A 19,803-nucleotide genomic window follows, 5' to 3' on the forward strand; every position below is an offset into this window, starting at 1 on the left:
CCCCTAAAGGGGGAATATAAGAACAACTTTAAGAGTCTCTTGCAAGTCAAAGTTCCCCCTTTAGGGGGCGGAGGGGGTATAATCCACTCCTGCTGCTTCGGCGCAAAGCTGGTCGGCCTCTGAGTTGCCGATCATCACCACATCGCGGCGCTCCAGGTTATGAGTTTTCAGGATGTGGTGCAACGCATCCGGCTCGGGTTTGGGTTTGATCTCGTCGGCAAAATAGCAGGTGAGGTATTTTTCCAGGCCGTTCCATTCGGTTTGCCTGATCTTGTTGAGCTGCTGTTCGGGGTTACCATTTGTGAGGATGAATAGTTGTTTACGTTCTACCACAATATCCTGCAAAAGGCTCAGCATATCTTTATACAGCAGCAATTTTAAGGGTAGGCGCGCGGTTACATGCAGCAGATCGAAATTGTAACGGTACTCTTCGCTGATCTTAAAACGTTCTTTTACCACATCAAATATCCTGGAGCTTCCCTCCTTTTCATAAGTTTCGGTCATCAGGCGGGTAAGCACTTTACCGTCAAGCAGTTCTTTATATTCTAAAAAGGCACCAAACAGGTAATACACCTGCAGCAGGTAATCCTTTTCGGGATACAGTACGTTATCCAGTTCAAACACAAAGGCTTTTTTGCGGGGATCGATATCGGTATAAGAGAACATTATTCGGCAATAAATTCGTTTTCGGGTGTACAAAGTTCAATATCAAACTCGGCAAACAGAGTTTCGGCTTCCAGCAGCAACGCCAGTTCGGCGCTGCGTAAAGGGTATATTTTGGTGATCTGGTTATCCAGCGCAAGCGTCAGCATCAAATGCGCGAACGACGGGTTTTCCGGCGCCGGAGTTTTGATCATCGTTCCGTTTTTGATCATCAGCTCAGGAAGATCAAAGTAGTCGCCCAACAGCACTTTTTCGGTTGTATTAAGCGCCGCCTTTAATTTATAAGCCTGCGCAGATGTAGCCGCAGTGATCAATACGCTCATAGATGCTCTACAATTAAGCCGTCCTTCATCAGCACCTTACGGTCGGACAGGTTGGCCAATTCTTCGTTATGGGTAACAATGATAAAGGTTTGGTTAAGCTCGCGGCGCAGGTCAATAAACAACTGATGCAATTCGCGCGCGTTGTGCGAATCGAGGTTACCCGAGGGTTCGTCGGCCAGTATCATAGCCGGGTTATTGATGAGCGCCCGGGCTACAGCCACACGCTGCTGCTCACCACCCGATAGCTGTGCAGGTTTATGGTCGAGCCTGTCGGCCAGCCCCAATAATTTGAGTAACTCGGCAGCCCGCTTTTCGGCTTCTTTTTTTGATTTTCCGGCAATATAGGCCGGGATACATACGTTTTCGAGCGCGCTAAACTCGGCCAGTAAATGGTGAAACTGGAATATAAACCCGATATATTTATTACGAAACGAGCTTAGCTGGCTGCCGCTCAGTTTACTTACGTCGATATCGCTGATCAGTACCTTGCCTGAGTCGGATTTATCCAGTGTGCCGATAATATTAAGCAGCGAGCTTTTACCCGCACCCGAGGCACCTACTATCGCGACAATTTCGCCCCGCTTAACATTCAGATCAACTCCTTTCAGGATATCTAATTTACCGTAAGATTTTTTGATGGACCGGACTTCAAGCATAGAGGCAAAACTACTATTTTTTTGGGTTTGGATTTCACAGATTTTGTTTTGATTGCACCGATAATACAATCATTGTCATTTCGAACGATTGTGAGAGATGACAGGTCTTTTTAGTTATTCAAGCTGTGGATTCTTCGGCAACAGCTTAATACTGCGGTTAAGATTATCTGTGGCCTGCAGTATTTTGGCTTTTAGCTTTTCGTTATAGTTGGGGTGCGCGGCTAAAAAGTCGGCAACTATTTTGGCGGCCTCCGGACTTTGGTAACTGCCGAACGTGCCAGCCAGCCATGATTGCGGGAAAAAGATATCGCCGGTAACTTGTATGCTTTCGAGCATATTTAAGCTTTTAGCCAGGTATTTAACCGAGGTATTTTGCCTTAATGGATGATGCAGGTAAGATAAAGCCGTAAGCACATTGGCTTCCCTGGCACGGTTTTTAAGATTGGACAGACTGGCGAAAAACTCATCGCGGACTTTTACATCAGGTGATAAAGCCGGGCGGATAAATTCGAAACGTTTTTGCCTGTCGGGATTGGTAATGCGGGCATATTGTTGTGATAAGATGGAAGTATCGGCATCATTGCGGAGCGCCAGAGCAAAAGCCAGGTTGGTATAATCATCTTCGGATAATTTTACGCCCGCCGGTGGTTGCTGCTGTTTCCAAACGCTGTACAAATTATCGTGCGCTTGTGTGCTTAAATGAATGCTTTGATAGGTGCCGAACAATATTTTTTTATTGTTTGCCGATGTTTGATTTTGCATGGCCTGCCACAGGCTGCTCTCGAGCTGGGTGCTCAGCTTTTCGCGAACCCTGGGGGTGATAAATTGCCAGTAAATGCTGCTGATGTAACCGTTGATCAAGCGGAGGCTCATTTCTTCTTTTTCGATAGCCAGGGTTTTAACAAACAGGTTGAGCAAAGCCTCCGGTTTAACATAGCGGCCGGCCAGCATATTCTCATACATGGCAATATAAGCCGAGGTGCGCTGCAGCGGAGTTTGGATATCAGGCAATGAGTTATACAGGTCAGGGTCGGTTGGGAAGAGGCCGTAACCTTCGCCACCCGAATTGAATATGACGAACGATGGTATTTTTTGGCCAATAAAATCCTGTAAAGTGGCCACGCCGCCGGTCATGTTCACAGTAATGGTTTTATTGGTAAGGCCCCAGTATGCAGTTACTTCAAAGCTTTGCGGCCAGGTACGCGGCTGGCCGCGCTCGGCATGCTGTATCAATACAAAATGCCTTATCCTGCCATTTTTAACCGACATGCTGTAGTTAAATACCGGCCTGCCGGGCTGGTTAACCCAGGTATTGTTCCAGATGTTCAGGTCCTGCGTGGTGTATTTGCCGAGTATTTTGATCAGGTCGGGCCAGGTGGCGTTGCTGTAAGCGTAAGTTTTTAAATACTCGCGCACACCTTTTTGAAATGCATCGGCACCCATCAACAATTCCAGTTGGCGCATCATGATGGGTGCTTTGTGATAAATAATATTGCCGTAAAGCGAACCCGCATCTTTTAGGTTGGATAAGTTTTGACGGATAGGATTGGCACCAGGTGTGCGATCGACACCATAGGCGGCCGGGAAATGATCGGTGAGGAATTTGAGATCGAAGGTTTCCTTACCCATCAGCGATCCTGTAGTTTTATCGGCCATAAAATTGGCAAACACCTCTTTCATCCACACATCGTTAAACCAATCCATGGTTACCAGGTCGCCAAACCACATGTGGCTGGTTTCGTGGGCAATGAGGTTTAGCCGGGCGATGATCTGCTCCTGCGTTGCCGAGGCATCCAGAAACAGGCTCGACGCTTTGTACTGTACCTCGCCGGGATGTTCCATACCGCCAAACTGGAAATCGGGAATGGCCACAAAACCCATTTTTTGAAACGGGAAGGAAATGCCTGTCCAATTTTCTAAAAAGCTAGCTGCATCGGCATGGGCCTTAAAAATGGCATCGGTGCTGAGGTTAATTTTAGCCTGATCTGTTTCGCGGTACAAAAACTCGGGGTGCAGTTTGCCAATGTTCTGTTTCGCAGAGAAATATTTACCTGCGGTGAACGAAAAGAGGTAGGTGCTTAGGGTATCTGACTTTTCAAAAACATAGCTGTTATTGGCGGTTTTGGTTGTGGTTGTGCCATTAGCGAGAGCCGTCCAGCCTTCGGGTATTTTTAATGCTAAGGAGAAAACCGCTTTTAGGTTTGGCTGATCAAAGCAAGGAAAAACTGTCCGGGCACGATCGGGAACGAATAAAGCGTACAGGTAATCATCGTTGCGGTTTAGGGCACCGTTACCGGCGAGAAAGATAAAAGACACCGTATTTTTGCCTGGCGAAAGATTTTTTGAATCGAGGATGATATGTTCTTTGGAGAAATTAAGCGGAGTTTCTTTTCCGTTAATTGTGATGCTTTTGATGCGGGCCGGGTCTTCTTTAAAATCAACCTGCAGCGGTTGGCCGGTGGGTTTAAAATCAAAGGTTAAGGTTTCAGTTGCTGCAATATCTTCGGTTTTCAGGGTCGGGATAGTGAGTTCGAGCTTATAGTTAATGCGGCTTACATGCTCTTTGCGATAATCGGCTAAAGCGCGCGACACGCCGGTTTCAACAAGGGTTTGGGCATGGTTGATGAGTGGCAGTAGCAGTAGCAGCGGCAGTATAAACCTGGCAGATTTGGAAAAATGCATAAGTAGTATTTTAACGGCGTAAATTAAGATTATTTGGCGATAGTTTTGGTTAAGACCCATGGTTTGCGTTAAGGATTGCAGCGGCAGCCCGGAGCGAGCTTCTACCGGCGAGTGAGGACTATAGCGGAAAGCCTGGGCCGCAGGCAACGCCCGAATAAAAAGTGGCAGTTGCAGTAGCAGCAACTTTTAGCAAACAAAGAAGACAAGAATCTACTTTTAATAAATTTCCATTTTAAAAACTTTACTTACTATCATTTAAAGTAATATTGACACAGTAATTTTATACCTATCGGTATATTAAAAATCATTAGCTACCTCCTTATTGGAAATGTATTTGCCTTTTGTTCTGATCTTATCATTTATTTACTCTTCCTTTTCAAAAATAATCTGCTAAAAACACATTTAGGGTTTTATAAGTACGACTGAAATTGTAGCTTTACCGCAAATAAATTCAATTGGAATGAATATTCACGAATACCAGGGTAAAGCTATACTAAAGAGTTTTGGTGTACGAATTCAGGAAGGCATTGTAGCCGATAACGTTGAGGAGGCTGTTGCCGCCGCAAAAAAATTAAAGGAAGACTTTGGGTCGGACTGGGTAGTTGTTAAAGCACAAATACACGCCGGTGGCCGCGGTAAAGGCGGTGGCGTTAAACTGGCCAAAAATATTGATGAGGTTAAAGAAAAGGCCGGTGCTATTTTAGGCATGACCCTGGTAACCCCGCAAACCGGTCCCGAAGGTAAACTGGTGAGCAAAGTTTTAATTGCACAGGATGTTTACTACCCCGGCGCCAGCGAAACCAAAGAATTTTACATGAGCGTATTGCTCGACCGTGCCAAGGGCCGCAACATTATTATGTACAGCACCGAAGGCGGTATGGATATTGAAGAGGTTGCCGAGCACACTCCGCACCTGATATTTAAAGAAGAGATCGACCCTAAAGTTGGTTTACAAGGTTTCCAGGCGCGTAAAATTGCCTTTAACCTGGGCCTTAGCGGCGATGCTTTTAAAGATATGGTGAAATTTGTTGCCGCGTTGTACAAAGCTTACGATGCTACCGATTCGGCAATGTTCGAGATCAACCCGGTTTTAAAAACCAGCGATAATAAAATTTTAGCTGTTGACGCCAAAGTTAACCTGGATGATAACGGCTTGTTCCGCCACCCGGATTATGCTGCTTTGCGCGACACTGCCGAAGAAGACCCAATGGAAGTGGAAGCCAGCAAAAGCAACCTGAACTATGTGAAGCTTGACGGTAACGTAGGCTGTATGGTTAACGGTGCTGGTTTGGCCATGGCTACTATGGACATTATTAAAATTGCCGGTGGCGAGCCTGCTAACTTTTTGGACGTAGGCGGTACTGCCAACGCGCAAACGGTAAAAGCGGCCTTCAACATCATCTTGCAGGACCCTAACGTTAAAGCCATCCTGATCAACATCTTCGGTGGTATCGTTCGTTGCGACCGTGTTGCTCAAGGTGTTATCGACGCGTACAAAGAAATCGGCAACATCCCTGTACCGATCATCGTACGTTTGCAAGGCACCAACGCTGTTGAGGCCAAAAAACTGATCGACGAAAGCGGCCTGCAGGTTAAATCGGCTATTTTGTTGAAGGAAGCTGCTGACAGGGTAAGAGAAGTATTTGCGGCGTAAGCCAGTTTAAATATCATTACGAAAAGGCAGATGAATCATCTGCCTTTTTTGTTGAATAGTCTGTGGATATAGGTATGTATAGATTTAGTTATGGATATCAGGATTTTTAATGACAACGGAACAGACATTGCTGAAATATTATCGGACGGCATCGTGATTAAAGATGCGCAGGATGCTCTGGATATCATTGCCAATTGCGGTTACTATGGTACTGATAGGATTATCATTTATGATAAGAACCTCGTTGCTGATTTTTTTTATCTGAGCAATGGTATTGCCGGGGATATATTACAAAAATTTTCGACATACCGGTCGCGCCTGGCCATAATCGGCGACTTCTCCAAATTTACCAGCAAAAGCCTTAAAGATTTTATTTATGAGAGCAATAAAACCGGAAGGATAAGCTTTGTGACTTCGATAAAGGATGCGATTGAGAGGTTGAGGTAGTACGATGTCTGTCGGAGCACATCCGGATAGCGATGGGTTTGAAACCTATCGCTATTTTTGTTTTACTGCTCTTTTATATCGTATATAACCGTTATCTTTAAGATGATGACTAAAGAAGAGTTAGCCCCATTTGTCGACTATGATAAAAGCCTGGCAAAACAACGGTTGGTTTATAAGTTTAGCGGTTGGTATGTTATTGACTGGGTTCTCTTGACCGGCCTTTTTTCTTTACTGGCTATAGAAGTGTTGTATGTAGGATATGAAGAATACTCTCGAGACAACAATTATCCATATCTCGCAATTGGAATTTTGAGCGTCACCTGGCTCATAGCCAGCTTTGTTTTCCTTAATAAGTTAGTTGCAGTTAAAGGTACTAAAACAATGTTGAAGAATAGAGAAGACGTCCGCAAAACCCTTGCTCATTTTTATGACGATTTAACATACAATTACAATAGCAAAAATATCATTCGGGATGTAGTACCAACTAAATGGAGTAATGGCAGGATACTGACAGTTATTTTTGATGAAAGCAACGATAATATATATTTTCATAGAGCTACATTAATCCGGGGTAGCTCTATTTCGCCTGTATCAGGTTGGATAAACTATTGGAAGTGCAAAAACCTGGCTAAGCATTTTAAAGAATTACAAGCTAAAAGCTTAGCATAAAAAATCATGCTTATCTATGTTATATCTCTCATTATCAGCCAACTATACCTTCGCCATTGAGCCAAAAACCAACCGGCGCATGCGGCTTATCGTGTACCAAAACGGCGAGAACTGGTTTGCCGCAAAGAGAACATCAAACAGTTGAGCGAGTTTTTAAGTGCTGATGAAGCCAGAGCTTTTAACGGCCGGTTGCAATTGCTGAAGCATGGCGATGATATTATTGTGGAGGTTAAAGGCGAACCAATCGGCAGTATCAGCAAAGCCGTTTTACTTGCGCATCTTGGTTAATCAATTGCTTACTGCACATAATGTTCTGCCTGAGTTTTGTAGTATCTTGAAGCTATGAAGATTAAAAACCTGTTTGCAATTATTATAACCGTACTGGCAACATCTTACCAATTATACGCCCAAACCGATACGCTTTGGAAAGGCTTTAAACGCACCGACTTTATAGTTGCTGAAAGGAAGTGCATAGTGGTTAGTCCGCAAACACCGGCACCGGGCAGGCCCTGGATATGGCGTACCGAGTTTTTTGGTAACGAACCGCATGCGGATAGCGCCTTGCTCACCAAAGGTTATTACCTGGTGTATATGAACATGCAGGATATGTACGGCGCCCCGATGGCTATGGGCTTGATGGATCAGTTTTATGCTTACCTTATTAAAAACTATAAGCTCAACAAAAAAACCGTACTGGAGGGCTTTAGTCGGGGTGGCTTGTTTGCCTTTAACTGGGCCGTGCTGCATCCCGACAAGGTAGCCACTATTTATGGCGATGCGCCGGTATGCGATTTTAAAAGCTGGCCGGGTGGCAAGGGCCGCGGGCCGGGATCGGCTAAGGACTGGCAGAAGCTGCTGAAAGTTTACGGTTTTACCGAAGAAGAGGCACTGGCCTATAAACTCAACCCGGTTGATAACCTGGCGCCGCTGGCCAGGGCGCATATCCCGGTGATTATTGTATGCGGCGGCGCGGATAGCTTGCTGCCTGTTGAAGAGAATACTTTTGTGGTGGAGAAGCGCTATCAGGAACTGGGCGGCGAGATCAAAGTGATCGTAAAACCCGGCGGCGACCATCACCCACATAGTTTGAAAGATCCGGCGCCTATTGTGGATTTTATTCTGTCGCACCAGGCAGCTAAATAGACTTTTATTGGAAAATTCGCTACCTTTTTTGTATATTGTAAGGTTAAGCGCGAAGCTTACTCCGGGAAGTACGAGGTAAAATGGTGCGAAAATTTCTTACAATTTCCCCCCTGCGGTCAATGATTGAAGGACTGAATTATTGACTGATTGATTTATTACCGGCGTTTTCACTCAATAAATCAAAACTGTTCTGTGGTAATGATATTAAGAGTCGGGGTATCGCCTTTGAGCGATTTGAGTTTGCCGATATTCTGGCGGCCATCGAAACGATCTGTCCAGACGAGTTTGGTGTTACCGATAGACTTTAATTTGCCGATGTTATCACCGCCATCAAACCTGTCGTAATAAGTGATCCGGATATCGCCGATACCGCTCAGCTTACCTATGTTATCAAAGCCATTGTAAGCTTCGTTGTAGGTAAAATTGATGTTGCCGATTGATTTTACCTTGCCGATATTTTTATCCGAACTGGTAAACTGATCGCAATAGGTAATGGTGATGTTATCGATAGATTTGAGTTTACCGGTATTTTTGTCATTAGCAAAACCATCGTAATAATCGAGCCTGGCATTACCCAGGGTTTTAAGCTTGCCCTGGCGATATTCGCCATCAAAATTAGTATAGTACTCGATATTATTGTGGGCAACCGAACGAACATTGATGCGGCCGTTGGTATCGATACGCAACAGGATACTATCGCACATGATCTCGATAGAACGGATAGAGGCTTTATAATCAGAAACACGGAGGTTGATGCCGTACAACGTTTGTGCCCGAACAGAAAAACTTAGAGCAAGCAAAGCCGCCGAAAGCAGGATGTATTTGGATAAGGTTTTCATAGGTTGATATTTTGTTAAACGTGATATAAGACCATTAATTATTATCGCTTACTTATATTATTATGACGGTTGATATTAACCAAAGTTTAATAGGAATTAAAAAACGTTGGATGCGTTAAGGATGGCAGCGGATACCGGCCCTTCGGCGGGCTCAGGGCAGGCCGTGGCTAAAGCCAGTGCAGTATGAGCGTACAGCCTGGGCCGCAGGCAACGCCCTGATAAAAGTTAAAATTCAAAAGTCAAAACTCAAAAACGAAATTGCAAGGCCGCTCTGTATGATGGGTGCTGAAACGAGTCAGCATGACTGTAGGTTTGTTATTACTAACTTGCACATCTGCACATTCATTGTTTATCTTCGTTGCATGTCGTTCGCACCAGCCCAAAAACGTATACAGGCCTTAGCTGCCGAGCTTAAACAGCATAACTACAATTATTATGTGTTAGCTATGCCAACCATCAGCGATCATGATTTTGATATGAAGCTGGAAGAGCTGGCGGCACTGGAAAAGCAATTCCCGGAGTTTGCTGAGCCCGATTCGCCTACGCAACAGGTTGGCGGCGAGATCACCAAGGAGTTTGAAACGGTAAAGCACAAATGGCCGATGATGAGCCTGGGCAATACCTACAGCGAGCAGGAGCTGATCGACTTTGACCAGCGCATCCGCAAAGCCATTGGCGATGATTTTGAGTACGTGTGCGAGCTTAAGTTCGACGGGCTATCCATGAGTGTCACTTACGAACAAGGTAAGCTTACACGGGCTGTTACGCGGGGTAACGGTGTTGAAGGCGACGATGTAACCAACAATGTTAAAACCATTCACAGCATCCCCAAAAAGTTGGACGCTGATGCGGGATATCCGGAGCATTTTGAGATACGCGGCGAGGTGTTTATGCACCGCAAAGCTTTCGACCGTTTAAACGATGAACGGATAGAACAGGGTGAAGTGCCTTACGCCAACCCGCGAAACTTTGCTTCGGGCACCATCAAACTACAGGATTCGCGTGAGGTAGCGAAACGTCCGTTGGATGCTTTTATGTATTTTTTATATACCGATAAACAACTATTTAAAACTCATTGGGAAAGCATCAACGCGGTAAAAAGCTGGGGCTTCCATGTGTCCGAGCATACCAAACTTTGCAAAAACATTACCGAGGTAATGGACTTTATCGGCGTTTGGGAAGAGGGCCGTTTTGGCTTGAGTTATGATATTGATGGCATCGTACTCAAAGTAAACAGTTACGCGCAGCAGCAGGAACTGGGCTTTACCGCCAAATCGCCGCGCTGGGCAATAGCCTACAAATACAAGGCACAGCAAACCGAAACTATCCTGGAAAGTGTAAGCTACCAGGTTGGCCGCACCGGGTCGGTTACACCGGTGGCTAATTTGAAGCCGGTATTGCTGGCCGGGACGACAGTTAAACGGGCGTCGCTGCACAATGCCAACGAAATATTGCGGCTCGACCTGCACGAGGGTGACAGCGTTTTCGTTGAGAAAGGCGGCGAGATCATTCCGAAGATCATCAGCGTTAATCCGCAAAAGCGAAAGCCAAACACCAAAGCCATTGAATATATTACCCATTGCCCCGAATGTGGCACCGAACTGGTGCGCAAGGAAGGCGAAGCCAATCACTATTGCCCTAACGATGAAGGCTGCCCGCCGCAGATCGTCGGCAAAATGCAGCACTATGTGGGCCGTAAAGCGATGAATATTGATGGACTGGGTGATGAAACGATCGAAACGCTGCACCGCAAGGGTTTGCTCAACCATATCAGCGATATATATGAGCTAAAAGATCATGATGCCGAATTGAAGCAAATGGACAGGTTTGGCGAAAAATCAATCACCAACATGCTTGACGGTATCGAGAAATCGAAACAAATGCCATTTGAAAAGGTGTTGTTTGGTTTGGGCATCCGCTATGTGGGCGAAACCGTCGCTAAAAAACTGGTGGCGTATTTTAAAAACATTGATAACCTGATGAAAGCCTCGCTGGAGGAACTGATCGCGGTTGACGAGATAGGCACCCGCATTGCCGAAAGTTTGGTAGAGTACTGGGCCGATGCCAAACACGTGGAGCAGATAGAAAAACTGCGCTCGGCGGGCCTGCAATTTGTAAGCGAAGAAAAAGAAGTTGTGCTTGCCAGCGATAAACTGGCCGGTAAAACATTTATCATCTCGGGTACTTTTGAACGCTCGCGCGAGGAACTGAAGGATATGATAGAGCAGAATGGTGGTAAGATATTGAGCAGTATTTCGGCTAAGCTGAACTACCTGGTTGCTGGCGACAATATGGGGCCGAGCAAACTGGAAAAAGCCACTAAGCTGAATATCCCGATCATTAGTGATGAGGAGCTGCTCGCACTGCTTGACCGTTGATTAGACGTGATTGAATGATTTCGTTGATTTTGCTCAGCAATCAGCGAAATCACACTAATCATAAAAAAATCAGCGGCAAATCATGGTTTAAATCGTTTAAACACATATTTTTCCTATCTTAGCGCCCTTATAAATTATTAATGAGCACATTTAACGGAACCGGAGTTGCAGTGATAACTCCTTTTCAAACAAGCGGAGAAGTTGATTTTGTTGGCCTCGAAGCGGTAATTAACCACATTATCGGGGGCGGAGTTGAGTATGTAGTATCGTTGGGCACAACCGGCGAAAGCGCTACTTTAAACAAGGATGAAAAGAAGCAGGTTTGGAAACGTACTGTTGAATTTAACAATAACCGTGTGCCTTTGGTTGCCGGCATTGGCGGCAATAACACCTACGAGGTTTTAAAATGCATTGAAGAATTTGATACCACCGGTTACTCGGCTATTTTATCGGTTAGTCCGTATTACAGCAAGCCAACCCAGGAAGGTATTTACCAGCACTATAAAGCCATAGCCGAAAAATCGCCCTTGCCGGTGATCTTGTACAACGTACCGAGCCGTACCGGCAGCACTATCAGCGCCGAAACTACTTTGCGTTTGGCGCACGATTTTAAAAACATCATAGCCACTAAAGAAGCATCGGGCAACTTTGATATTTTTAACCAGATCATGCGCGATAAACCGGCTGATTTTAAGCTGATATCGGGCGATGACCCGGTTACTTTACCAATGATGGCGATGGGTTGCTCGGGGGTGATCTCGGTTATTGGCAACGCTGTACCTAAAGTAATGTCGGACATGGTTCGCTTATGCCTTAAAGGCGATTTTGCAGCAGCACAGCCATTACACTACAGCGCGATAGAGTTTACCCGGTTAATGTTTGCAGACGGCAACCCTGCCGGCGCAAAAGAGGCATTAAAACAATTAGGCATTTGCGGCGATACTGTTCGCCTGCCATTGGTAGGTGTAAGCAAAGCAACTGCCGATAAAATTACAGTCGAACTCAAAAAGCTTTCTTAAACAAAAAAACCCGGCTTTAGGCCGGGTCTTTTTATTCATCATGTAAACTTACTTTGATGCTTATGCTTTGTTTTTAGCGTCTTGTACTTCAAGGCGGATAGCTTGAGCAAGGTTTTTCAAATCTTGCATACCTTTACGTACACGTGTGCCAGCAGCGCTGTTACCTTTGTTGTAGAATTTGTCAGCATCACCTTCTAAGCTTGCGATCAGTTCTTTTACTTCTGTAAATTTTTTCATTGTAAGTTACTCCTTTTTAATAAATGAGGTTAAAATTGTTTTAAACTATTGCTAAAGTAAAATGTTTTTTCTGCAAAAAAAAACATTTAAAGCACTAAATAACGCCATCAGAGGGGTTTTTTTCCACATTTTTAGATAATGCACAGGGTTATAAAATGTTTCAAAATTTCAATTTTTAACACTCTGATATTAAAAGCGGTTAATTATAAGCATAATGCAAGCATAACTATCAAAATGTTATAAAAATCACATTTTTTGGCTAAAAATCAGGTTTCTGAGTGCTCGCCTTAATTTTTGACACAATCGCAATATATTTGATATATAACCCCAATATATTTTAAAGAATAAAAAAAGCTGCTCAAAAATTAATTAAGCAGCTTATTTATATCAGGTTACAAACCAGTGTTAGGCCATCTCCAGTTTTTGTTCTTTATAATAACCTGCTTTTAGTTTTTCGCCAACCTCGGTAAAGGCATCCAGTGTTCTTTGTACATCTTCGAGGCTATGAGTTGCCGTAGGGATCAACCGCAGTTGGATCAAACCTTTCGGGATAACCGGGTACATCACAATAGAGCAAAATATACTGTAGTTTTTACGCAAGTCCATCGTTAGCAAAGTAGCCTCGTTAAGGTCGCCCTGCAAAAATACCGGGGTTACCATGGTTTCGGTTATACCGGTATCAAAACCGCGTTCTTTTAAGCCTGTTTGCAAGGCATCGGCTATTTCCCATAGCTTTTTGCGAAGCTGCGGTTGTGATTTAAGCAACTCAAAACGCTTGTGTAAACCTATCACCATTGGCATAGGCAATGCCTTTGCAAAAGTTTGCGAACGCATGTTGTAACGGAGGTAATTGATGATCTCTTCGGTTGAGGCAACAAATGCGCCAATACCCGCCATTGATTTGGCGAATGTACCAAAGTACACATCTACCCCATCAATACAGTTTTGATGTTCGTGTGTGCCGGCACCGGTTTTGCCCATGGTACCAAAACCATGCGCATCGTCTATCAATAAACGGAAATTGTATTTATCTTTTAATTTGATGATCTCTTTTAACCTCCCCATCGCTCCCGACATGCCAAACACGCCTTCGGTGATCACCAAAATACCGCCACCGGTTTCTTCGGTTAGTTTGGTAGCACGTTCCAACTGTTTTTCGCAGCTGTCAACATCGTTGTGTTTGTATACAAAGCGTTTGCCCATGTGCAGGCGAACACCGTCGACTATACAGGCGTGCGATTCAGCATCATACACGATCACATCATTACGGTCAACCAAAGTATCGATGATTGATACCATACCCTGGTAACCATAGTTCAATAAAAAGCCGCTTTCTTTACCCACAAAATCAGCAAGGCTTTGTTCTAACGACTCGTGGTATTTGGTATTGCCCGACATCATCCTGGCTCCCATCGGGTAAGCCATACCGTAATCGGCAGCACCTTTAGCATCGGCCTCGCGCACTTCAGGGTGGTTAGCCAGGCCCAGGTAATTGTTAAGGCTCCAAACCAAGTGTTCTTTACCCATAAACTGCATGTGTGGTGCTATTTCGCCCTCTAAACGCGGGAATGAAAAATACCCATGCGACCATTTTTGATGCTGCCCCAGGGGGCCCATGTTCTTTGAAATTTTCTTAAATAAATCCAAGATAACAGAGTTTTTTGATACTAAAATTTAACTACAAAGATAAGCTTAACACTAAGATAAACAATCATTATTACTTTTTATCATAGCTTATAACGAAAAAGCCCCTTGTATAAATACAAAGGGCTACGCTTAATGTTTTAAAATCATTAGTCTACATTATCATGTAAAAACGAATTGTTATTTCTTATTTCAGTTTTGCCCTCATCATCGGTGAGCAACGAGAATTTTGATACCTGGCTCTCAGACGATGCAGGGGTTTGCTGCAAAGCAATTTCTTTACGTTTATAAGCCGGTACGTTCTCCAATTCCTGGATGCCACCGTTACGCAGTTTCATGCTCAGATCTTTCAAACGCATGATACGCTCGCGCGATTTACGCAGCTGATCTTCTATCGACTCATCGGTTTTATGGTCATCGGCACCAACAATTGGCTCGGGTTCCGGCTCAGGTTGCACCTGCTCAGCAACCGGCATGTTAAATTCAATTTCGGTTTCTTCGCTTAGCTTGAAGGTCATTTCCGGCATTTCAGAAACCTCTTCTTCTTCAGTTGTTTGCTCAGGTTCTTCGAACGAATATTTGATCACCGCCGGCTCCTCTGGTTTAGCGGCAAACAGATCGAACAAACCTGCTTGCGCCTGCTCTTCTTTCTGACCTTTCATATAAGGCTCGGTAGCAAAGTCTTCTTTCTTAACTGATACCGTATTGATAAACTCATTAACCGGTTTTACCAAAGGTTTATTTTCGGGCACCAGCATAGAAATTACTTTCTTGGCGCTTTGCTCTTTTTCGCGCTCGTCTTTGGTTTGGAAACCGGTAGCAATAATGGTTACCGATATTTGCTCGCCCAAAGATTCGTCGCGGCAGTTACCCCAGATCAGATCGGCAGATAAACCGGCTTCCTGCTGGATAAAGTCGGTAATAATGCTCACCTCATCCATAGTTACCTCGGTAACACCCGATGTAATGTTCAATAAGATGTAACGTGCACCTTCGATCTCGTTATCTTTCAATAGCGGTGATAACAACGCGCCTTCAACAGCTTTCAGGGCACGACCGTCGCCTTCGGCAGCACAGCTGCCCATGATGGCTACACCACTGTCTTTCATTACAGTACGCACATCCTTAAAGTCAACGTTGATATAGCCAGGCAATGTAATGATCTCTGCAATGCCTTTAGCGGCAGTGGTCAAAATATTATCAGCTTGAGCAAAGGCCGAACCGAGGGTTAAGTTTCCAAATATCTCTCTTAACCTGTCGTTTGAGATCACCAGGAAAGAGTCGACATGTTTTTTAAATTCTTCCAAACCTTCTTCGGCCTGCATTTTACGACGCTTGCCCTCGAAAGAGAAAGGTGTAGTAATAATACCTACCGTTAGTATATCCAGTTCGCGGGCGGCTTTGGCTATAATAGGGCTTGCACCAGTACCGGTACCACCACCCATACCAGCTGTAATAAATAACATTTTAGTATTAGCGCCAAGCATTTGTTTAATATCGTCGATATTTTCGATAGCCGAGTTTTTGCCAACTTCAGGGATAGAGCCTGCCCCCATACCTTCGGTTAAACTTGCGCCTAACTGTACCTTGTTTGGTATAGGGCTCAACTCTAAAGCCTGGGCATCTGTATTACAGATAATGAAGTCAACACCTGTGATCCCCTGCTTGTACATGTGGTTAACAGCATTGCCACCACCGCCTCCAACACCAATAACTTTGATGATGGACGACTTTTCTTTTAACATCTCAAACTGCATAATCCTTGTTTTTCAGCTATATGTGATCGACGAACAAAAACATTTTACCTCATGTAATATTAGTACTTTTTCAACACAGTTTATCCACAATTGTGTATAATGTGGATAAGTTGCTAATTGTGGAAAAATCACTTCAAAAAGTCTTCGTCTTTAATATCGTCTTTAATAAATTTCTTTCCGGTTTCTAAAATCTTACCAAATAAACCAAAGCGTTTTTCTTCGGTAAACTTGGTTTTTTCGGTCTTTACTTCAGTTTTTGTTGGCATAACAACGTCTTCCATTTTCTGGATACCTTTAATGAGCAAGCCTATACCGGTAGCAAAGGTCGGGCTTTGCAGTTCCTCGTAAACGTTCTTCGGCAATACTTCGTTCTTGGCCAGGTGCTCATTAGGATATCCCACACGGCAATCCAAACCGGTAACAAACTCAACCAGCTGCGACAGGTGTTTTAGCTGTGCACCACCACCGGTTATTACTATACCCGCTATCAGTTTTTTCTCATATCCCGATGATTTGATCTCGTAATAAACATGCTCTACAATTTCTTCCATCCGCGCCTGGATAACGAACGCCAGGTTTTTGATTGAGATCTCTTTCGGTTCGCGGCCACGCAAGCCCGGCACACAAACAATCTCGTTGTCTTTGTTCTCTTCGGCTAAAGCCGAACCAAAACGGGTTTTTAATTGCTCGGCTATGTTGCGCATTACCGAACACCCCTCGCGGATATCCTCGGTGATGCTGTTACCGCCAAACGGGATAACAGCAGTGTGACGAATAATACCTTCGTGGAATATGGCCACGTCGGTAGTGCCACCGCCTATATCAACCAAAACAACACCGGCTTCTTTTTCCTCTTCACTCAATACCGATTCTGACGATGCCAGAGGCTCCAGTATCAGGTCCTGACTTTCCAGGCCGCCTTTGTTAACGCATTTTACAATATTTTTAATAGCAGTTACCTGGCCCGAAATGATATGGAAATTAGCTTCGAGCCTTACACCTGCCATACCGATCGGGTCTTTGATACCCGGTTCGTTATCCACGGTAAACTCCTGCGGCAACACATGAATGATCTCCTCGCCCGGAGGCATCACCAGGTTGTACATATCCTCGATCAGCTTATCAATATCCTTACGGGATATTTCGGTACCCAGTTCGCGGCGGGTTATTAAACCACGGTGCTGCAGGCTTTTGATATGCTGGCCGGCTATACCCACATTAACTACCTTTATCTCCACGTTCGATTGCGTTCCGGCAATATCAACTGCCTGGGTAATGCCGGTTACGGTTTTATCAATGTTTGATACCATACCGCGGGTAACCCCTGCCGATTCCGCTTTACCTATGCCCAATACCTCGATCTTGCCGTTTTTACCACGGCGACCAACAATGGCGCAAATTTTTGTAGTACCGATGTCTAAACCGACTACAATAGGTGAACTTTTTTCGTTTGTACTCATTTCCATATCAATGCTGTATTAAAGTTGTATTCGTTGTGTTTATTTTAGTTGAGTCGGGTTGGATGGGTTTTATCTTAGCCGAATCGGGTTTTGTTGTTATTTCTTTTTTTACACCAATTACCTGGTTAGCGTATTTTATGTTAATGATCTTGTAAGCATCCTCGCCCACTTTAGGTAGGGCCTGCTTGTAAAAAACCAGCAGGTTATCAAACTTGGTTTTAAGCGAATCGGCGTTACCTAACAAGATGCGTTGGTTGCCCACGCGCGGTATCAGTTCCATCTCGTGCTGTTGGTTAACAAATACCTGCACTATCTGCGCGCTCCATAACGAGTCGCGGCGGATAAAGTCGGCCGTTTTATACAGATCCTTAGCCATAACGGTATGCAGCGAGTCGACCCGGTTGCTGAACATTTCATCAATATCGCCGGTAGCTACCAGCACCTTAGCCGTAAAGTTTTGCGACAGCGGGATCTTCAACCCATGCTGATCGATATAAAAGTCCTGGTCGAACCGGTTAACCACCCGCAATATTGGCTGCCGCTGACTGATCTCCACCTGGATCACGCCATCCATATCCGCATAAACCTTGGCAAACTCAATAAAGGGGTTAGCCTTTAGCTTATTTTCGAGATCATGGATATTAATATCTTCCAGCTTATGGCCGATCAGTGCATTGCTTTTTACCTGCAGGATGTTGTCAACTTCGTCCTTATCAATAAAATACTGGTTGCCCGGAATATAAACCTTCACATCTTTGCAAACTACCTCGTTCTTCTTTACTTCGATGAAACTCATCAGCACAACAATGCCCGTGAGCACGGTTACCCATGCAAAACCAATTAAAATATGCCTCCATATTGGTTTTTTAAACATGCTGCATCAGTTGTTTTAAAGGTTCAACCAAAGTATCAATATCGCCTGCGCCTACTGTTAAAAGCAGTTCGGGCTTTTCGTTACGTATAATTTCTACGCTCTCCTGCTTACCGCAGATGCGTTTGTTGGCCAGTTTCATCCGGCTTAAAATCATATTGCTGTCCACACCTTCAATAGGTAACTCACGGGCCGGATAAATATCCAGCAGCAGCAACTCATCACTCGTATCCAGCACCTCGGCAAAGCCATCCACAAAATCGCGGGTGCGTGTAAACAGGTGCGGTTGGAAGATGGTGGTCAGCTTCTTATCAGGATACAACCTTTTTACCGATGATATAGCTGCACGCAACTCCTCTGGGTGGTGTGCGTAATCATCAATGTAAATGTGTTTATCCGTCTTCACGATATACTCAAACCTGCGTTTCACCCCGCGGAATGAGATTAGCGCATCGTGTATCTTCTCTGGCGCAATATCCAGGTACAGTGCTGCCTGTATAGCTGCTACCGCGTTCTCGATATTGTGCGTACCGGCAATACCTAATTCAATATCTTTTATTGTAACCTTACTATTCTTAAAATCAAAAAAGAACGAGCCATTCTCCACGCGGATATTCTCGGCAAAAGCATCGGCTTCGCCATCAATCGTATAAGTATCGCCGGTTTCAAGCTCTAAGCCCTTACGATGAATTAATTTGCCGCCCGGTTTCAATTGCGATGCAAACTGTTTGAACGAATCGGTCAGATGCGAATGATCGCCGTAAATATCCAGGTGATCGGCATCCATCGAGGTAATGATGCTGATATCCGGATGCAGCGTCAAAAACGAACGGTCGTATTCATCGGCTTCAACCACCATCACATTACTTTTACCGATCAGCATATTGGTGTTATAGTTAGATGATATACCACCCAAAAATGCCGAACAATCAATACCCGAAGCTTTCAGGATATGGGCCACCATCGTCGAGGTAGTAGTTTTGCCATGTGTGCCTGCTACCGCTACCGTAAACATACCTTTGCTCAGGATACCCAGCACCTGCGAGCGTTTTTGCAGATCAAAACCTTGCGCTTTGAAGAAATTCAGTATGGCCGAATCCTTTGGGATGGCGGGCGTATAGATCACTAAAGTAGCCGCGTCAGCCGTATGGAACTCTGCCGGTATCAGTTCAACCTTATCCTCAAACACAATTTGCATGCCTTCGCTTTGCAGGCCGCTGGTTAAGGTGGTTGGTGTTTTATCGTATCCGCAAACAGTACAGCCCAGGTGGTTAAAGTACCGCGCAAGGCCGCTCATACCGATGCCCCCGATACCTACCAGATAAACCCGCTGTATATTGCGTAACTCCATTGTTTCTTTT

General features: G+C 44.7%; 19 protein-coding genes. 8 read left to right on the plus strand and 11 right to left on the minus strand.

Annotated elements, in window-relative coordinates; all coding sequences use genetic code 11:
- Nucleotides 1-60: 60 nt before the first annotated feature.
- The 4 genes from ACFGVR_RS22735 to ACFGVR_RS22750 form a co-directional block, all read right to left on the minus strand.
- Nucleotides 61-666 carry an HAD family hydrolase gene (locus tag ACFGVR_RS22735; RefSeq protein WP_448699980.1) on the minus strand — a complete coding sequence of 202 codons (606 nt, stop codon included), beginning with the start codon at nucleotides 664-666 and terminating at the stop codon, nucleotides 61-63.
- Nucleotides 666-986 carry a hypothetical protein gene (locus ACFGVR_RS22740; protein ID WP_448699981.1) on the minus strand — a complete coding sequence of 107 codons (321 nt, stop codon included), beginning with the start codon at nucleotides 984-986 and terminating at the stop codon, nucleotides 666-668. The genes ACFGVR_RS22735 and ACFGVR_RS22740 overlap by 1 nt, the downstream gene beginning before the upstream one ends.
- Nucleotides 983-1,642, minus strand: coding sequence for an ABC transporter ATP-binding protein (locus ACFGVR_RS22745; RefSeq protein WP_448699982.1), 660 nt, complete (start codon nucleotides 1,640-1,642; stop codon nucleotides 983-985). The genes ACFGVR_RS22740 and ACFGVR_RS22745 overlap by 4 nt, the downstream gene beginning before the upstream one ends.
- Before the next feature lie 114 nt (nucleotides 1,643-1,756).
- Nucleotides 1,757-4,324 (minus strand): M1 family metallopeptidase, encoded by a 2,568-nt coding sequence (locus ACFGVR_RS22750; protein ID WP_448699983.1) that lies wholly within the window; start codon nucleotides 4,322-4,324, stop codon nucleotides 1,757-1,759.
- A gap of 460 nt (nucleotides 4,325-4,784) precedes the next feature.
- Between ACFGVR_RS22750 and sucC the strand changes: the two genes are divergently transcribed.
- From sucC to ACFGVR_RS22780, 6 genes are all read left to right on the plus strand, one after another.
- Complete coding sequence (sucC, locus tag ACFGVR_RS22755; RefSeq protein WP_448699984.1) at nucleotides 4,785-5,978, plus strand: ADP-forming succinate--CoA ligase subunit beta; 1,194 nt, start codon at nucleotides 4,785-4,787, stop codon at nucleotides 5,976-5,978.
- Between the two features lie 90 nt (nucleotides 5,979-6,068).
- On the plus strand, nucleotides 6,069-6,425 hold the full coding sequence (locus ACFGVR_RS22760; RefSeq protein ID WP_448699985.1) for a DUF4180 domain-containing protein: 357 nt from the start codon (nucleotides 6,069-6,071) through the stop codon (nucleotides 6,423-6,425).
- Nucleotides 6,426-6,527: 102 nt separating this feature from the next.
- Nucleotides 6,528-7,094, plus strand: coding sequence for a hypothetical protein (locus ACFGVR_RS22765; protein WP_448699986.1), 567 nt, complete (start codon nucleotides 6,528-6,530; stop codon nucleotides 7,092-7,094).
- Nucleotides 7,095-7,110: 16 nt separating this feature from the next.
- The gene (locus ACFGVR_RS22770) at nucleotides 7,111-7,239 is read left to right on the plus strand and encodes a hypothetical protein (protein WP_448699987.1); all 129 of its coding nucleotides are present in this window, start codon (nucleotides 7,111-7,113) and stop codon (nucleotides 7,237-7,239) included.
- Nucleotides 7,236-7,382 (plus strand): hypothetical protein, encoded by a 147-nt coding sequence (locus ACFGVR_RS22775; RefSeq protein ID WP_448699988.1) that lies wholly within the window; start codon nucleotides 7,236-7,238, stop codon nucleotides 7,380-7,382. The genes ACFGVR_RS22770 and ACFGVR_RS22775 overlap by 4 nt, the downstream gene beginning before the upstream one ends.
- A 54-nt stretch (nucleotides 7,383-7,436) precedes the next feature.
- Entirely contained in the window at nucleotides 7,437-8,237 is an 801-nt protein-coding gene (locus ACFGVR_RS22780) for an alpha/beta hydrolase (RefSeq protein WP_448699989.1), read from the plus strand.
- A gap of 179 nt (nucleotides 8,238-8,416) precedes the next feature.
- Here ACFGVR_RS22780 and ACFGVR_RS22785 read toward each other — a convergent pair whose 3' ends face one another.
- Complete coding sequence (locus ACFGVR_RS22785) at nucleotides 8,417-9,076, minus strand: hypothetical protein (RefSeq protein ID WP_448699990.1); 660 nt, start codon at nucleotides 9,074-9,076, stop codon at nucleotides 8,417-8,419.
- A gap of 362 nt (nucleotides 9,077-9,438) precedes the next feature.
- Here ACFGVR_RS22785 and ligA point away from each other — a divergent pair, with 362 nt between their 5' ends.
- Both ligA and dapA read left to right on the plus strand, forming a co-directional pair.
- Nucleotides 9,439-11,454: an NAD-dependent DNA ligase LigA gene (gene ligA, locus ACFGVR_RS22790; RefSeq protein ID WP_448699991.1), complete on the plus strand. Its 2,016-nt coding sequence runs from the start codon at nucleotides 9,439-9,441 to the stop codon at nucleotides 11,452-11,454.
- A gap of 140 nt (nucleotides 11,455-11,594) precedes the next feature.
- Entirely contained in the window at nucleotides 11,595-12,473 is an 879-nt protein-coding gene (gene dapA, locus ACFGVR_RS22795; RefSeq protein WP_448699992.1) for a 4-hydroxy-tetrahydrodipicolinate synthase, read from the plus strand.
- A 60-nt stretch (nucleotides 12,474-12,533) separates the two neighbouring features.
- On the opposite strand, the gene ACFGVR_RS22800 is transcribed toward dapA, so the two are convergent.
- The 6 genes from ACFGVR_RS22800 to murC all read right to left on the minus strand — a co-directional run bounded on the left by ACFGVR_RS22800 (nucleotide 12,534) and on the right by murC (nucleotide 19,793).
- Complete coding sequence (locus tag ACFGVR_RS22800) at nucleotides 12,534-12,710, minus strand: histone H1 (protein ID WP_448699993.1); 177 nt, start codon at nucleotides 12,708-12,710, stop codon at nucleotides 12,534-12,536.
- A 405-nt stretch (nucleotides 12,711-13,115) separates the two neighbouring features.
- A complete protein-coding gene (locus tag ACFGVR_RS22805; protein WP_448699994.1) occupies nucleotides 13,116-14,357 on the minus strand; it encodes an aminotransferase class I/II-fold pyridoxal phosphate-dependent enzyme in 1,242 nt (413 codons plus the stop codon).
- Nucleotides 14,358-14,503: 146 nt separating this feature from the next.
- A complete protein-coding gene (gene ftsZ / locus ACFGVR_RS22810; protein ID WP_448699995.1) occupies nucleotides 14,504-16,111 on the minus strand; it encodes a cell division protein FtsZ in 1,608 nt (535 codons plus the stop codon).
- Nucleotides 16,112-16,239: 128 nt separating this feature from the next.
- Nucleotides 16,240-17,571: a cell division protein FtsA gene (gene ftsA, locus ACFGVR_RS22815; RefSeq protein WP_448699996.1), complete on the minus strand. Its 1,332-nt coding sequence runs from the start codon at nucleotides 17,569-17,571 to the stop codon at nucleotides 16,240-16,242.
- A 7-nt stretch (nucleotides 17,572-17,578) separates the two neighbouring features.
- Nucleotides 17,579-18,445, minus strand: coding sequence for a cell division protein FtsQ/DivIB (locus tag ACFGVR_RS22820; protein ID WP_448699997.1), 867 nt, complete (start codon nucleotides 18,443-18,445; stop codon nucleotides 17,579-17,581).
- A complete protein-coding gene (murC, locus tag ACFGVR_RS22825; protein WP_448699998.1) occupies nucleotides 18,438-19,793 on the minus strand; it encodes a UDP-N-acetylmuramate--L-alanine ligase in 1,356 nt (451 codons plus the stop codon). Before murC ends, ACFGVR_RS22820 begins: the two co-directional genes overlap by 8 nt.
- Nucleotides 19,794-19,803: the final 10 nt, after the last annotated feature.

Source organism: Mucilaginibacter aureus (genome assembly GCF_053514885.1).